The 18,035-nt window shown below is 23.1% G+C and carries 10 protein-coding genes; 6 read left to right on the plus strand and 4 right to left on the minus strand.

All coding sequences use genetic code 11. From position 1 onward, the window contains the following. Positions 1-626 precede the first annotated feature (626 nt). On the plus strand, positions 627-1,208 hold the full coding sequence (gene pth / locus BUCISPPA3004_RS00650) for an aminoacyl-tRNA hydrolase (RefSeq protein WP_154048826.1): 582 nt from the start codon (positions 627-629) through the stop codon (positions 1,206-1,208). Between the two features lie 68 nt (positions 1,209-1,276). Next, positions 1,277-2,365 carry a redox-regulated ATPase YchF gene (gene ychF / locus BUCISPPA3004_RS00655; RefSeq protein WP_154048827.1) on the plus strand — a complete coding sequence of 363 codons (1,089 nt, stop codon included), beginning with the start codon at positions 1,277-1,279 and terminating at the stop codon, positions 2,363-2,365. A 92-nt stretch (positions 2,366-2,457) separates the two neighbouring features. Here ychF and thrC read toward each other — a convergent pair whose 3' ends face one another. The 4 genes from thrC to pcnB all read right to left on the minus strand — a co-directional run bounded on the left by thrC (position 2,458) and on the right by pcnB (position 8,868). After that, positions 2,458-3,750, minus strand: a complete 1,293-nt coding sequence (thrC, locus tag BUCISPPA3004_RS00660; RefSeq protein WP_154048828.1) for a threonine synthase — start codon at positions 3,748-3,750, stop codon at positions 2,458-2,460. Further along, complete coding sequence (thrB, locus tag BUCISPPA3004_RS00665) at positions 3,750-4,685, minus strand: homoserine kinase (protein ID WP_154048829.1); 936 nt, start codon at positions 4,683-4,685, stop codon at positions 3,750-3,752. The genes thrC and thrB overlap by 1 nt, the downstream gene beginning before the upstream one ends. Positions 4,686-4,703: 18 nt before the next feature. Beyond that, complete coding sequence (thrA, locus tag BUCISPPA3004_RS00670) at positions 4,704-7,157, minus strand: bifunctional aspartate kinase/homoserine dehydrogenase I (RefSeq protein ID WP_154048830.1); 2,454 nt, start codon at positions 7,155-7,157, stop codon at positions 4,704-4,706. Between the two features lie 484 nt (positions 7,158-7,641). Next, on the minus strand, positions 7,642-8,868 hold the full coding sequence (pcnB, locus tag BUCISPPA3004_RS00675) for a polynucleotide adenylyltransferase PcnB (RefSeq protein ID WP_154048831.1): 1,227 nt from the start codon (positions 8,866-8,868) through the stop codon (positions 7,642-7,644). Positions 8,869-9,590: 722 nt separating this feature from the next. Here pcnB and truA point away from each other — a divergent pair. From truA to BUCISPPA3004_RS00695, 4 genes are all read left to right on the plus strand, one after another. Further along, on the plus strand, positions 9,591-10,403 hold the full coding sequence (truA, locus tag BUCISPPA3004_RS00680) for a tRNA pseudouridine(38-40) synthase TruA (RefSeq protein WP_154048832.1): 813 nt from the start codon (positions 9,591-9,593) through the stop codon (positions 10,401-10,403). A gap of 570 nt (positions 10,404-10,973) precedes the next feature. Beyond that, positions 10,974-13,565, plus strand: a complete 2,592-nt coding sequence (gene secA, locus BUCISPPA3004_RS00685) for a preprotein translocase subunit SecA (RefSeq protein WP_154048833.1) — start codon at positions 10,974-10,976, stop codon at positions 13,563-13,565. Positions 13,566-14,089: 524 nt separating this feature from the next. After that, positions 14,090-16,750 carry a pyruvate dehydrogenase (acetyl-transferring), homodimeric type gene (aceE, locus tag BUCISPPA3004_RS00690; protein ID WP_154048834.1) on the plus strand — a complete coding sequence of 887 codons (2,661 nt, stop codon included), beginning with the start codon at positions 14,090-14,092 and terminating at the stop codon, positions 16,748-16,750. A gap of 11 nt (positions 16,751-16,761) precedes the next feature. Further along, positions 16,762-18,006, plus strand: a complete 1,245-nt coding sequence (locus tag BUCISPPA3004_RS00695; protein WP_197730337.1) for a 2-oxo acid dehydrogenase subunit E2 — start codon at positions 16,762-16,764, stop codon at positions 18,004-18,006. The last annotated feature ends 29 nt before the right edge of the window (positions 18,007-18,035 follow it).

Consider the following 18,035-nt stretch of genomic DNA (forward strand, 5'->3'; position numbering starts at 1 on the left):
TCTCATTTTCATTATTTAGTATAATTTTAAATTTATTTATATTTATTTTATGATATAAAATTATAATCATCTTGTTCAAATAACTCAATATATTTAAATAAAAATAATGATTGTTTTTTCATTGTGCTATTTTTAAAAAATTATTTTTAATAAACATATTTGTTTAAAATATTGTTGTTATTAATAGTTATTAGTACGTATGATAATACGATTGTTTAAAAAAAATTTTTATATTAGGATATATTATTAAATTCATTATTAATGAGTATTTAATAAATATATTGATTTTTAAAATAAAAAGAAATCTTTATTTTAAATATATACAAAAATTTATTTTTTTGAGAATGTTTTTTTTTAAAAATATTTTTAAAGATATATATTTTTTATAATTTACAAAAAATATTATGTATATGTAGTGTAATCGTTTAATAATATTTATGTATAGTTTTTTTATAAAAAATCTAATATAGAATATACGAATATATAAAGTATACCTCTATAATATATAGGTATAAAATATATATATAATATATAGGTATATGAGACACAAGAATAAGATAGTTTCATTAGTAATTTTGTAAAATATATATCATGATTTAATTATATTTAATTTAAAAGAAGGTATTTTGAAAACAATAAAAATGATTGTTGGTCTTGGAAATCCGTTAAATCAATATTATAATACACGACATAATGTAGGTTATTGGTTTATTAATATGTTGTCTGATTTTCATAAAATTTTATTTAAATTTAAAAAAAGTTTTTTAGGATATATTGCGAATGTTACAATAAATAATCATATAATTTATTTATTGCGACCCCATGTATTTATGAATGTTTCAGGTATTTCGGTTTATTCTGTTTCATCTTTTTATAAAATTGATTTATCTGATATTTTAATAGTGCGAGATGAATTAGATTTATTTCCTGGAACAGTAAAAATAAAGTTTGGAAAAGGTCATAATGGTCATAATGGTGTTAAAAGTATTATCAATCATTTTTCCATTAAAAATGATTTTATACAATTATGTATTGGGATTGGTCGTCCGATACAAAAAAAAAATGTATCGACATTTGTATTAAAAGCGCCTGAAAAATTAGAAGGTAATATAATTAAAAAAGCAATATTAGAATTTATTTTATTAACTAAAGATAATATACATAAAAAAAATTTTTTGAAAAATAAAAAAATTATCATTAATCAATAATTTTTTGTCGTGATTATTGATTATTTTGTCTATAAATTCGATGTTCAACTGAACAGGTATAAATTATTGTGGTATATAAATGTGGTATTGTAGGATTACCTAATGTAGGAAAATCTGCTTTATTTAATACGATAACAAGATTAAATATTCCATCAAAAAATTTCCCTTTTTGCACTATTGAACCTAACATTGGGATAGTTTCTGTTCCCGATAATAGATTAAAAAAAATAGCTGTTTGTGTATCAACTAAAAATATTGTACATAGCTGCATTACTTTAATTGACATTGCTGGATTAGTAAAAGGTGCTTCTAAAGGAGAAGGTTTAGGAAATAAATTTTTAAAAAAAATTAGAGAATGCAATGCCATCCTACACGTTGTTCGTTGTTTTATAAACAATAAAATAACTCATGTATATAATAACGTAAATCCATTACGTGATATTGATATCATTAATACGGAGTTATTGTTATCTGATCTTGATTTATGTGAAAAAATTTTTAAAAAAAAATCTATTCAAAAAAATATGAGTGATGTACATTATTCTATTTTTCTTAATTTAATGAAACGATGTATACATCAATTACAATCTGGTCTTTTTTTAAAAGATTTAGATTTTTTAGAAGAAGAATTAAAAATCTTACAGCAATATCAATTTTTAACGTTAAAACCTATGATTTACATTTTTAACATGACAAAAGATATGTGTTGTAACATTGATATCAATGAATTAAATAAAGATAAAAATGTTAATTTATCTACTTCTATTCCTGTAGTACTACATTACAAATATAGTATAAATAATAATTATGTTAATGTTTTATCTACTCAAAAAAATTGTTTATTTTTTTTTGATGTAGATTTTAATAAGTTTATTAGGCATTTATGTAATTCTTTATTTTTAAAGACTTTTTTTACTGCTGGACCAAAAGAAGTGAAATCATGGATATTTAAAGCAGAAAAAACAGCTGTTCAAGCTGCTAAGTTAATTCATACTGATTTTTCTAAAGGTTTTATTAGAGCTCAAGTTATTTCATATGTTGATTTTATTAAGTATCGTAACTTAATTAAAATTAAGCAATTAGGTAAAATGCGTAGTGAAGGAAAACAATATATAGTTCAAGATGGAGATATTATAAATTTTTTATTCAATATATAAATTATGTGATGTAGACAGTGATAAATATTAATTTTAAATAAATTACAATTTAGAGAGGGATTCTAGTTTTCCTCTCTAAATTATAAGATTTATTAAATTTTTTTTAGTAAAAAATTCTTTAATTTCAAAAAATCCGGTTTCATGTGATGTGAAAAATTTTTTAAATTTACTCGAGATTGTAAAGAATAGGGTAGTTTTAATTTAATATTTAATATGGATTCAACTGTATCTTGAAATTTAGATGGATGAGCAGTTCCTAAAAACAATCCAAAATCTGTTTTTTTCATATTTTTGATTAGTACTTTGTATGCTATAGCTGCATGAGGTTCAGATACATATCCTATTTTATATAGTTCTTGAAGAGTTTTTATAGTTTTTTTATCAGATATACTTTCAGATTTTAGAGTATGTAAATTCCAATTTTTTCTTCTAAACAATTCTTCTACTCTTGGCCAGTTATTAGGTTCGCTGATATCCATAGCATTAGAAATTGTAGATATAGTGTTATTAGGTTTCCATACACCATTATTTAAAAAACGAGGCACTGTATCATTTGCATTAGTAGCAGCAATAAAGGATTTTATAGGTAATCCTAATGATTTTGCAATTAATCCAGCAGTTAAATTACCAAAATTACCGCATGGTACAGATATTACAACATTATTATGATGTTTGGATGGTATTAATGCAAAAGCTTCAAAATAATAACAAATTTGAGCCAGTAATCTACTAATATTAATAGAATTAGCGGAATTTAAACCAATTTTTTCTTTCAATTTTTTATCGTTAAATGATTGTTTTACTAAATATTGACAATCATCAAAACTTCCATCAATTGCAATAGTGTGTATATTTTTTCCTAATGTACAAAATAGTTTTTCTTGTAGTATACTAATTCTTCCTTTAGGATATAATATTACAACACGAATATTATTCATACAGTAAAAAGCATGTGCAACTGCAGCTCCTGTATCACCTGAGGTTGCGGTTAGTATAGTCATACTAGAATTTTTATTTTTCCAATATGATAACATATTTGCCATAAACCTTGCCCCAAAATCTTTAAACGCTAAAGTTGGTCCATGAAACAATTCTAGACAAGAGATATTTTTGGTAACTGGTACAATAATCGGTGGAGTGAAAGAAAAAGCATATTTAATTTGTTTTTTTAAATCAGGCAATGATATTTCATCAGATATAAAGTGAGATAGTATATGCGTACTGCGCGTAATAAAATCCATTTTTATTAACTTCTTTAAATCGTGAGAATTAAATTTTGGTAAATATTTTGGAAAAAATAATCCTTGTTTTTTTCCTAAACCAGATTGAATAGCGTTTAAAAAATTTACCTCTTCTGTATGATCTTTCAAATTATATAGTTTCATTATTTCAATCTCATTTTTCTTGCACCTAATTGATCAATTTTACAAATATAAACGAATCCTTTATTATTCGTGATAAAGTTTTTTTCTAACCATTTTTTTACTTTAGTTGCAATAGAAATATTTAAACATATTGAAAATAATGTAGGTCCAGAACCTGAAATGTTGCAAGTTAATGCTCCTAATTTCATTATGGATCTTTTTATATGTAAAAATTTTGGTATTAATGGAATTCTATAGGGTTCTGCTAAAGTATCTTTCATAAAACGAATAGCTAGTTCAGATTGTTTTGTGTGTAATGCATGTATAAACGTTGATAAATTTCGACTATTTTGTATACATATATCTTTTTTATAATGTAACGGAAGAATATTTCTAGCGACTGAAGTAGATAATGTTATACCAGGCCATGCAATTATCCATAACCAATTCTTAAAAATAGGAAGTTTTTGTGTAATATAATTTTTATCGTCTGTAATTAATTGTAATCCTCCTAAATAACATGGAGCAACGTTGTCATAGTGAACACCTCCAGAAATATCTCCTTCTAAAGAACCCATTAATTTTATTAGTTCTATTTTTGTGAGTTGTGTTTTATAAAATTGGTTAAACGCAAGAACACTAGCCACTATAGACGAAGCGCTAGAACCTAGTCCAGATCCTACAGGCATGTTTTTTTCTAATTTAATTGATATTGGTATTTTTTTATTGGTATATTTATTAAACCAACGCCATGCTTTCCAAGTAATATTTTTTTTTATATCCGTAGGTAAATTATCGGAAAAAGATCCGTGACATTTTAATTTAAATGTATCTGATGATTGTATTGATATACAATCCCCTAACAAAGTTCCATCTATGGGTGTAATAGCTGCTCCTAAAATATCAAAACCAACACCAACATTACCAATGGAAGCAGGAGCATAAATTTTTATCATTATCGTAAACTCGTAATGTTATAATATAACACGTAATAAATCAGAAAAAATACCTGATGCCGTTACTTTATTTCCAGCTCCGTAACCGCGTAGTATTAAAGGAATGGGTTTATAATATTTTGTATGAAAAACAAATATATTTTCTCCATTTTTAACATAATACAATGGATTTTTATTATCTACAGATTTAATTTTTATATTACATGATCCGTTTTTTTTTATTGTACCTATAAAACGTAATACTTTTTTTTTGCTTTTTGCTTTATTAACTTTTTGAATAAATATATTATTTAATTTTTTTATTTCTGAAAAAAATTCTTTTTTGTTTTTTATTTTGTTAAAAGAATCAGGTAATATTTTTTCTATAGTAATATCAGATAATTCTAACTGATATCCAAATTCTCTTGCTATAATTAATAATTTTCTAGCTACATCTATTCCGGAAAGATCGTCTTGGGGATTTGGTTCTGTGAATCCTAATTTTTGTGCTTTTTTAATAGCATCTGATAAGGTGCTATTATCATCTAATTTTCCAAATATATATGACATAGAACCTGATAAAATACCTTGAAATTTAATTAATTGATCTCCAGATTGTACTAAGTTTTTTAAATTATTGAGTATAGGTAATCCAGCGCCTACGTGTGTTTCATAAAAAAATTTTTTGTCATATGTATGAGCTATTTTACGAATTGATTTGTAATCAGAAAAGAGTGATGAATTAGATTTTTTATTAGCTGTAATTATGTGAAATCCTTTTTTCATGATTGTATTATATTTTTCTGCAATATCTTGACTAGCAGTACAATCTATTAAAATTGGATATAAATATCCATTTTTTTTTGCTAAATTTAAAATTTTTTCCAAGGAAAATAATTTTTTAGATTTTTTAAATTTTTTCTTCCATTTATTTAAACTAATTTTTGTTTTATTTTTTATATAGGTAGTAGAATTTGCAATTACATTAACATTTAATTGAATAAAAATTTTTTTTAATTTTTTTTCTTGCATTAAAATAATATCTAATAATTTTAGTCCAACTCCGCCTATACCAATTAAAAAAATATTTAGAGGAATAGTTTTATAAAGAATTAAATCATGAATTTTTTTTGTGATATTAATGATATGTTTGTCATATAAAACAATAGATAATGATATATTAGAAGTATTATGTGATATTTCTAGTATTTTATTTTTAAAACTATTAACTACTAAACATATTTTTTTTAAAATATCAATATTATATTTTTTTACATTATAGCCAATAATAGAAATGATACTAAGTTTTTTGATGTATAATATTTTTTTTAGCAATTTATTTTGTATTTTTGTATCAAGCATTTCTTTTAACTTTAGCTTTATATTTAATAATGGATGATCTTGTATATAAAAACTAACTGTATTATTTGATAATGATTGGTTTAATAAATATATAGCAATATTTTTCTTAGATAGATATTCGAGTATTTTTTTTAAAAATTTTTCTTGATATAATGTTTTTATGTTTATTATTTTAATTAAAACTATTTTTTTTAAATATGTAATTCCTTTAATTATATCAATAGTTTTATTATTTTTTGTTGTTAATAAAGTACCGGGATAATTAGGTTTATTGGTATTTTTAATAATGCATGGAATATTATAAGTCTGTAATGGTTTTACTGAAGCCGGATGAATAATTTTAGCGCCAAAATAAGATAATTCTAATGCTTCTTGATATGTTATTTCTGATATCAATTTAGCTGTAGATATAATATTAGGATCGCTCGTATATATTCCGTTTACATCTGTCCAAATTTCACAAGTATGAGAATTAGTACATATAGATAATATAGTAGCGGAATAATCAGATCCGTTTCTTCCTAGAATTACTAATTCTTGGAATTTATTACCAGCAATAAAACCTGGCATAAGAATAATTTTTTTTTTATTTATATTTAAATTTTTGAAATTTTTTTTAGATTCATGTATGTTAACAATAGCACCAAGATAATTAGATGTAGCTAATATTAGTTTTATAGGATTAATTATTAAAACTTCATATCCATATGAAACTAGTAATTCTTTCATTATTTTTACGGACAATATTTCGCCCATACTTATTATTTGAGCATAAATTTTATCTGGACATTTTTTAAGTAGTTTTATTGAGTGTAATAATGCTTGTAGTTTTTGGCATTGCATTTCTATTTTTTTTTGAATGTGACTTTTAGGATATTTTTTATTAATTATATATATTTTTTTTGTTAAGTTTAAAAAAAATTTTTTTAAAGTAACTATTTCTTTAATAGGAATATTATTGTTGCGAACACATTGTAGAATGATTTTTTCTAGATGATTAGTTATAGTAGCTGGTGCGGATAATACAACTGATATTTGATTGTTTTTTGTTTGATTAACAATAATTGAAGATACTTGTATGAATTTTTTTGCATTTGCAAGAGATGTACCCCCAAATTTTAACGTTTTCATAAATATAATCTCGTGTTAAAATCATTATTTAAGTTTGATTTATTTAAAATAGTGTTTTACTATATGTACAGATTTTAATTGTAATAAATATTATTGTATTAATAGTAGTATTTTGATTGTATTATTATGAATGATATGAACAATTTAGAATATAAATATTTTTATTACTTTTATATATACTGTTAATAGTCAAATAAAATTTATTATGAGGTAATTAATAAATTGTATCATATTTTTTGTTTTTTTTCTTTTTAAAAATTAATTTATTAAAAATATTGCAAACGAAATAATTTTTATATTAAATATTTTGTTGATTATGTTAAAAATATGATAATTTTTCTATTTTAGAATTTTATATTTATAAATTAAAGTATGTAAAATTAAATCGATTAATTTAATAGAATTTTTTTTAATAAACATTTATATATATTATATTTTTGTTAATTGTGTTGAATAGTTTTTTTTATATAATATGTGATGTACATTAATATTTTTTTTTAAAAAAAACGTTTTTTTTATTCCATAGAAATAAAATTTTTTTTAATTCTATTTTGTTTTCTATTCTGGAACGGAGTGAAATAAGTTCTAGAGCTTGAAAAAAAATATTGTTTTTTTTGGTTTCTTTTGTTTCATGGTTTTTTTTTTTTTCTATTTCTGTTTGCAAATTCCATATTTTTTCAATATTTATCAGAATGTTTTTTGGAATTCCTAATAACAATGAATATTTTTTTAAAATATAATGGACAGAAATAGAATATGCTTTTAAATATTTTATTTTTTTTTTAATTAATAGTATTTGTATTTTTTCTTTTAATGGATACCATAGTAGTGATGCAAATAAAAAAGAAGGACAGCGCATAGAATGATGTGAAGAATAAGAATCTACTTTTTTTAAACATGCAATAATGATATTTTGTAAAAAATTTGTGTTTTTTTTACTAAATTTGTTTAATAAAAAAGGTAATAATGGATAAATTAAAGAATATTTTTTTAATCGCATGTAGGTTAAATAACCATAACCTAAACAAAATAATTTGATAGATTCATTAAATAAACGAGCTCGAGGAATGTTTTTTAATAGTGCTGATAATTTAACAATAGGTGCTTCAGTTTTTTTATCTATATGCATGTGTAATTGTACAGAAAAACGAATTACTCTCAACATTCTTACCGGATCTTCTCTATAACGAGTTTCAGCATCACCTATAAGTCTGATTATTTTCATTTTTATATCTTTAATTCCACCAACATAATCTCGAATACTAAAATCTTGAATGTTATAATACAATGCATTAATAGTTAAATCTCTTCTATATACATCTTCTTCAATTTTTCCAAAAGTATTGTCGACTAATAACATTCCATTATTAGATTTTTTCATGTTAGGATACGGACTTTTTTTATCAGTATGGTTATTTTTTGTTCTAAATGTTGATACTTCAATAATTTCACTTTTAAATATTAAATGCGCAATAATAAAACGACGTCCTATTAATCGACAATTTTTAAATAGTTTTCTAATTTCATTGGGTTTTGCGTTGGTAGCAATATCAAAATCTTTAGGCTTTTTACCTAATAATAAATCTCGGACTCCACCGCCTACTAAATATGCTTCGTATCCTGATTTACTTAATCTATACAATACTTTTATAGAATTTTTACTAATTTTTCTTTGAGATATATTATTATTCTTTTTTATAATTAGCTTCATATTTTAATATCGACGTTATTTTACGTTTATATATAGTTTTTTAAAATTAATAGTATTAATGATACATTAAAAAAATTTTGTTTTTTTATATTTTATATACTTAAATAAGATTTATATAAAATATATTTTTGTGAAATATAAATTTTTTAATATCATTTAATATATAAAAATTTTATATAGTTAATCTTATTCAATATATACTTAACAAAAATATTTTTATAAAATTAATATTAATAATATACTAACATAGAGTATATTTATACACATAATATTTAATTTATGATTTATAAAATTTTTAGATTTTAAATTTCATCATTAACAAGATTTTTTTTAATTGTGTCATATTTTATGTATAAATATTAGAATTTTATTCACAAATGTATAAATAATCAGTTTTTTATATATAACTATATTGACATTTTATATATATTTAATGTAATTATATTATATTAATAATAGTAATAATTTTATATATAGAATATTTTTATAAATTACATATTTTATTAATATTTATTTTTATTGATACAATAATAAATATTATTTTTTATATATTTTATAGAATATATTTTTATCTATAAAAATTTAATAGAATAAAGTGTTTTATATAGAGTATAATAATTTTATGAATAATATTCTTATAAATTGACATATACAAAATATATCTAGCATGTAATTTTTTTTACTTATCAATAAAAACTAAATGATATGATTAGGAAAAATAAATGAAGTTTGCATTGGGGGTGGAATATGACGGGAGTATGTATTTTGGTTGGCAAAAACAAAGATCAGTATTGACTATACAAGGATGTATAGAACAAGCTTTATCTAAAATAGCTAATTATAAAATAGATGTAGTTTGTGCTGGTAGAACAGATAAAGGAGTACACGCTATGATGCAAATTGTTCATTTTAGTACTCCTGTTATTCGTAGCGCTTCTGTTTGGTTGAAGGGTGTAAATGCATTATTACCACATGATATTACTGTTTTGTGGTTACAAGAAATTCAGTCTGATTTTCATTCTAGATTTTCGGCGTTATCAAGATCATATCGTTATATAATTTTAAATCGTAATATGCGATCAAGTTTTTTAACTAAATATTATTTTTGTGTAAAAAATTTTTTAGATATTAAAAATATGCAGATTAGTTCTAGGTGTTTGCTAGGTTTACATGATTTTACGGCTTTTAAAAGTAGCGGTTGTCAATCTTTTTCTCCATATAAAAATATAATTGCTTTAGTAATATATAGGGTACATGATTTTGTAATTATTGATATTACTGCTAATTCTTTTTTATATCATATGGTTAGAAATATTGTTGGATCTTTAATTGAAGTAGGTTTATCAAAGCGTAATATTCATTGGATAAAAAGGATTTTAACTAATAAAAATATAAATAAAATTTATTCTACTGTTTCTTCTTCTGGTCTATATTTTTTGTCTGCTACGTATTCAGATCATTATTTAATATCCAATAATCTTTATATGTGTAAATATGAAGGTTTATTTCAACATCTGTTAAATAAATGTTATTAATAATATAATATTTTTATTAGTCATAGTATTTTTAATACTTAAATATCACAGTTTATTTTTATTAATAGTATTTAAATTGTATATGCTATTTTAATAAGTTAATTGATTAAAAAATTTATATTTGTAAAAAACTTTTTATTGTTTATATCCATATATTTTATATATATGATATTATGAAAAACATTAAATTTTATTTTTTATTTTTCATAAAAATTTTTATTAATATTTTTTATTTTATCAATAATAATACACATGTAAATTTATAAATATTATTTTTATATGTATTAATACATAATTTTTGTTATTTGAATTAATTTTTTGAATTTATAAAATACTGATAGTACATTGTGTTTAATTATAAATCAAATAATTTTATTTATATAAATAGTGAATTAAATATATTTATTTATGTTTATCAAAATTTAATATAATAAAATATGTTATATAAATAATATTTATATACTATATTTTTTAGTTTTATAATATATTACGAACAATATTTTTATTACATATTTATTAAACTATATAAGATTTTTTTACTTGTAGTTTTAGAGAAAATGAGATTTATGTATGTTAGGTAAAATAATTAATAATTTTTTTTTAAGTCGTAATGAACGTATTTTGAAAAATTTGAATGAACTTGTAGTTAAAATTAATATGCTAGAAAAAGATTTACTACAACTGAAAGATCATGATTTAAGAAAAAAAACAGATGAATTTAAATTACGATTAAAATATGGTGATACTCTTGATTCTTTACTTCCAGAAGCTTTTTCTGTGATTCGTGAAGCTAGTAAACGAGTTTTTGGAATGCGTCATTTTGATGTACAGATTTTGGGAGGAATTATTTTACACAGAAAAAGTATTGCTGAAATGCGTACGGGTGAAGGAAAAACATTAACTGCTACTTTACCAGCATATTTAAATGCTTTATTAGGGCGCGGTGTTCATATTGTCACGATGAATGATTATCTTGCGAATAGAGATGCAAATAAAAATCGTGTTTTATTTGAGTTTTTAGGGTTAAGTGTTGGAATTAATGTATCTGGTATGTCACAAGAAGATAAACAAATAGCGTATTTAGCAGATATTACATATGGTACTAACCATGAATATGGTTTTGATTATTTGCGAGATAATATGGTTTTTTGCAATAAACAAAAAGTACAAAGAAAATTGTATTTTGCTTTAGTTGATGAAGTTGATTCTATTTTAATTGATGAAGCTCGCACACCTCTTGTAATTTCTGGTCCTATAGAGAACAGTGATTTTTTATATAAAAAAATAAATTCTTTAGTTCCTTTTTTAATTCCTAAAAATAAAAAAAATTACAATGAAATTTGCAAAGTAGGTGATTTTTATATAGATTATAAACAACGTCAAATTCATTTAACTGAAATAGGATTAATTAAAATTGAAAAGTTATTAGTAAAATATAATCTTTTACCTGAATTGGAATCATTATACTTATCTAAAAATATTTTTTTTATCCATCATATTCTTCTAGCTTTAAAAGCACATTATATTTTTTTAAAAAATGTAGATTATCTTGTACAAAATAATAAGATAATTATTGTAGATGAACATACAGGAAGAATTATGTCTGGAAGAAGATGGTCTGATGGACTACACCAGGCAGTAGAAGCAAAAGAAAAAGTAGCAATACATCATGATAATCAAACTCTAGCATCTATTACATTACAGAATTATTTTCGGTTATATTCCAAGTTATCAGGTATGACAGGTACTGCCGCAACAGAAGCGTGTGAATTTAATTCAATTTATAGCTTAGACACTGTCGTTATTCCTACTAACAAACCTATGATTCGTAATGATATGTCTGATTTAATATACCTATCTGAATTTGATAAAATTAATGCAATTATATCTGATATACAGGACTGTGTAAAACGTAAACAACCTGTTTTAGTAGGTACTGTCTCCATCGAAAAATCTGAAAAAATTTCTAAAATATTAAAAAAAATTAATATTCAACATAATGTTTTAAATGCTAAAATGCATTCTAAAGAAGCAATAATTATATCTCGCGCTGGAGAACCAAAAGCTGTTACTATTGCAACTAATATGGCTGGTCGAGGTACTGATATTGTTTTAGGAGGAATACAATCTGAGATAAGAAAAAAAAACTTTATTATAAATAAAAATAATGTATTGAAGGAGTCTTGGAAAAAAAAAAATAATCTAGTTCTTAAATCTGGAGGTTTACATATTATTGGTACTGAAAGACATGATTCGAGAAGGATAGATAACCAATTAAGAGGACGATCTGGTAGACAAGGAGATCCAGGTTCATCAAGATTTTATTTATCACTAGATGATAGTTTGATTCGTTTATTCGCTTCTGATAATATTATTAGTTTTATTAAAACTATTGGTATGAAAAAAGGACAATCTATTGAACATCCTTGGTTAAATTCTGCAATTGAAAGAGCTCAGAAAAAAGTAGAAAATCAAAATTTTGATACAAGAAAACAATTATTAGAGTATGACAACGTTATTAATGAACAACGTGAAGTTATATATCAAGAAAGAAATAAATTAATTAATATATCTAATATTCACGATCATATTTTGAATATCTTAAAAGATAGAATTAAATTTTGTATTAAACAATATATTTCTGGAAATACGGTTAATCAAGATAGTTTCATAGCTTTAGAAAAGGAGTTAAAAAATAATTTTTATTTTATTAAATCAATTAATAAATTTTTAGAACATGATACTACATTATATGATAATGTAGATAAATTAATTGATTTAATTGTAACCACAATACAGTTTAGTTATAGTAAAAATACTTCTTTAGTATCTAAAAAATGTTCTAACATGATTGAAAAATCAGTGATGCTACAAATATTAGATATTTTTTGGGTAGAACATTTAAATTCAGTAGATTTTTTAAGACAAAGCATTCATTTACGAGGGTATGCACAACAAGATCCTCAACAAGAATATAAAAGAGAATCATTTTTTATGTTTCAGTCAATGTTAGAATCAATAAAAAATAATGTAATAAAAAGTTTAGTGAATATTTTTTATGTAGATTTTGAACAAAAAAAAAATATATATATGCATGTAATTGATTGTAAAGATTACAATGAATTTCATTTATTAATTATGAAATCTATAAAGATAACCTGATTATAAGGTAATTTATACGTTATAATGATTTTATTTATACTGTATATGTGTACATTTTTTTTTTATATTATTTTTGGTTTCGATAATTATCTTGATAATATATACATAAAAGTATTTAATATATTAAAGTAAACACATAATTTATAGATAAAATGAAAATTTTTATTTTTTAAATTTAAATATTTTTGTTTTTTAAAATATTTTATATTTAATTATTTGTATATTTTATGTTTATGGTTGTATATATTGTGAATATACATATTTATATGAATATATAAACTACAATATAATTGTATATAATAAATATTTTTAATATAGAAATATATTTTTATATAAATAAAATTCTTATTTAAATAAAATACATTGTATGATAAATAAAATTTATATTATTTTAAATATAAATATTATTGAATATATACTATATTATATTTTATATTATAACAAATAAAATAAATAAAAAATTATTAAAATTATCTCAATGATTAAATTATTAATATGTAGTTATTTTAAAGGTTTGTAAAAGTATGTCAAAAAATATTCTTAAAGATATCGATCCTGTTGAAACATCTGAATGGATAGATTCTATTGAATCTGTATGTACAAGATATGGTATAAAGAGAGTTCATTTTTTAGTAAATAAAATTTTGAATTCACGAATGTTACAAAATACTAATATTCATAAAAATATTTTTTCTGATTTCATAAATACTATTGATGTTAATCAAGAACCAAAATATCCTGGAAATATTAAAATAGAAAAAAAAATTTGTTCAGTAGTACGATGGAATGCAATTATGATGGTTTTGCGTGCTTCTAAGAAAAATTTAGATTTAGGAGGACATATTTCTTCTTTTCAATCATCTGCTATGATTTATGAAGTTTGTTTTAATCATTTTTTTCGTGCTTATAATGATTATGATAGTGGTGATTTAATTTATTTTCAAGGACATATATCTCCAGGTATTTATTCGCGGGCATTTTTGGAAAACCGAATAACAGAAGAACAATTAGATAATTTCAGACAAGAAACGGATGGAAAGGGATTGTCTTCGTATCCACATCCTAAATTAATGCCTGATTTTTGGCAATTTCCGACAGTTTCAATGGGTTTAAGTGCTGTTTCGTCTATTTATCAAGCAAAATTTTTAAAATATTTATATAACAGAAATTTAAAAGATACTTCAAAACAAACTGTGTATGTTTTTTTAGGAGATGGTGAAATGGATGAGCCTGAATCTAAAGGAGCTATTACAATTGCTGCTCGAGAAAAATTAGATAATTTAATATTTATTATTAATTGCAATTTACAACGATTAGACGGACCTGTTTACGGTAATGGAAAAATTATTAATGAACTAAGTAATTTTTTTGTAGGTGCTGGTTGGCATGTTATTAAAGTACTTTGGGGAAGTGGATGGGATAATTTATTAAAACAAGATGTATCAGGATGTTTAAAACAATTAATGAATGAAACGATAGATGGTGATTATCAAACTTTTAGATCTAAAGATGGTGCTTATATTCGAAAATATTTTTTTGGTAAATACGCAGAAACAAAAAAACTAGTTGATAATATGACTGATGATGATATTTGGAAATTAACGCTAGGCGGTCATGATTTTAAAAAATTATATTCTGCTTTTCATGAGGCTAAATTAATAAAAGACAAACCGATAGTTATATTAATTCATACAATTAAAGGTTATAGTTTAGGAAATATTGCTGAAGGAAAAAATATTGCTCATCAAGTTAAAAGTTTAAATATTCAAGATATTCAATATCTAAAAAAACAATTAAAAATAAAAATAAATTCACAAGATCTGCAAAAATTACCATATGTAAAATTTTCTTCAGATTCTTTAGAATATCGATATTTGCATGATCAAAGGAAAAAATTACACGGCTATGTTCCTTTTCGGTTAAATAATTTTTCTAGAGATTTAATAATACCTTCATTAGAAGATTTTCGTTGTTTGTTAAATGAACAAGTCAGACCTATATCTACCACTGTTGCTTTTGTACGAATTTTAAATATACTTTTAAAAAATGTTCATGTAAAAAATAGAATTGTACCTATTATAGCTGATGAAGCGCGTACTTTTGGTATGGAAGGTTTATTTCGTCAGATTGGTATTTATAATTGTCAAGGACAAAAATATACACCTGCAGATAAAGATCAAATTTTTTATTATAGAGAAGACACTAAGGGTCAAATTTTACAAGAAGGTATTAATGAATTAGGAGCAGGTTCCTCATGGCTAGCTGCAGCAACTTCATACAGTACTAATAATTTTCCTATGATACCATTTTATATTTATTACTCTATGTTTGGTTTTCAAAGAATTGGAGACTTTTTGTGGTCATGCGGAGATCAACAGGCAAGAGGTTTTTTGATTGGTGCAACATCTGGAAAAAGTACATTAAATGGAGAAGGTTTACAACATGCAGATGGACATAGTCATGTTTTATCTTCAACTATACCTAATTGTATTTCTTATGATCCTACTTATAGTTATGAATTAGCCGTTATTATACAATCTGGTTTAGAACGAATGTATGGACAAAAACAAGAGAATATTTTTTATTATATTACTACTATAAATGAAAATTATGCTATGCCTAACATGTCCTATGATATGATAGAAGGGATTTGTAAAGGTATTTATAAGCTGAAAACGTATTCTGGAAATGCGGGTCATATACAATTATTAGGTTCTGGAGCTATTTTACGATGCATTGAAAAAGCTGCTAAATTTTTATTATCTGAATATCAAATTGGTTCTGATATTTACAGTGTAACATCTTTTACAGAATTAGCGCGTGACGGTCAAGATTGTGTAAGATGGAATATGTTAAATCCTTTAAAGAAAAAAAAAATACCATATATTACTTCAATAATGAATCAAGAACCTGTTGTCGCAGCTACTGATTATATGAAAATTTTTGCAGAACAAGTTCGAGCATATGTACCGTCAAATATCTTTCACGTATTAGGATCAGATGGATATGGTAGATCTGATAGTCGAAAAAAATTACGTGATTTTTTTGAAATTAGTACATCTTATATTATAAGTGCAGCTTTAGATGCATTAATTCAACAAGGAAAAATGGATACAGTAATATTAGTTGATGCTTTAAAGAAATTAAATATTGTTTCCGATAAACCAAATCCTAGGCTCACATAAGAGGTGATATAGTGGACATAGAAGTATGTATGCCAGATATTGGAATGAAGTGTGCAGAAGTAATTGAAGTTTTAGTACAAGTGGGGGATAAAGTTATTAAAGAAGATGGGCTAGTTTCTATTGAAAGTCATAAATCTGTTTTAGAAATACCTTCCCCTGTTTCAGGAATTATCAAAAATATCTATGTTAAAATAGGAGATACGATATCTGTAAATAAATTAATGATGATTATTGCAGAAAGTTGTGATAAAAATAATTTAATTAAAACAAATAAAATCAATAATAATTGTATTGTTAATTCTGCTGATCAATTAAATATTAATAATAGTATTAATTCTGATAATAATTATCAGGATAAGGAAATTTATGCATCTCCTATAGTTCGTCGTATGGCTAGGAAATTAAATATTAACTTGTTAGATATTGCAGGAAGTGGAAGAAAAGGATGTGTAACTAAAGAAGATATAACGAAATACAATACTATTCATAATGATATCAATATATATAATACTAAAGATATTTTAGTAAAACAAGATAACTTAAAGAATAAAAATGATGATCCAGAATATCAATTATTAACTGGAATTCAGAAAATTTCTGGAAGTAGGTTGTTAAATAATTGGAAAAATATTCCGCATGTTACTCAATTTGATGAAACAGACATCACTGAGTTAGAAGATTTTAGGAAATTATATAACTCTCGTAATTTAGCAAATAAAAATTTTCAAAAAATTTCACTGTTATCGTTTATAGTAAAATCTGTTGTGCATGTTTTATTAAAATATCCTAGATTTAATAGTGTCTTAGATGTTAATAAAAATAGTATTATTTTAAATAAAAATATTAATATTGGTATAGCTGTAGATACACAAGACGGTTTATTAGTCCCTGTTTTAAAAAATTTAAAATATAAAAATGTTAGTGAAATATCATATGAAATATTTGATTTAGCTAACAAAGCAAAAAATAATCAGTTAAGCGTTTTGGAAATGCAAGGTGGTAGTTTTACTATTTCTAGTTTGGGAGGAATTGGTGGAACTGGTTTTACTCCTATTATTAATGCACCTGAATCTTGCATTCTCGGTATATCAAAAGCAACAATAAAACCTATTTGGATTAATAACAAATTTCGTCCTCGTTTGATGCTTCCTTTTTCTTTATCATATGATCATCGCGTAATTGATGGGGCTGATGGAGCACGTTTTACAAATTTTTTAGGTCTTTTATTATCTGATATTAGAACTTTATTGGTATAGTTATCAATAAATATGTAATAAATTTTTAG

The organism is Buchnera aphidicola (Cinara splendens), from assembly GCF_900698975.1.
Classification (GTDB): Bacteria; Pseudomonadota; Gammaproteobacteria; order Enterobacterales; family Enterobacteriaceae; genus Buchnera_F; species Buchnera_F aphidicola_AI.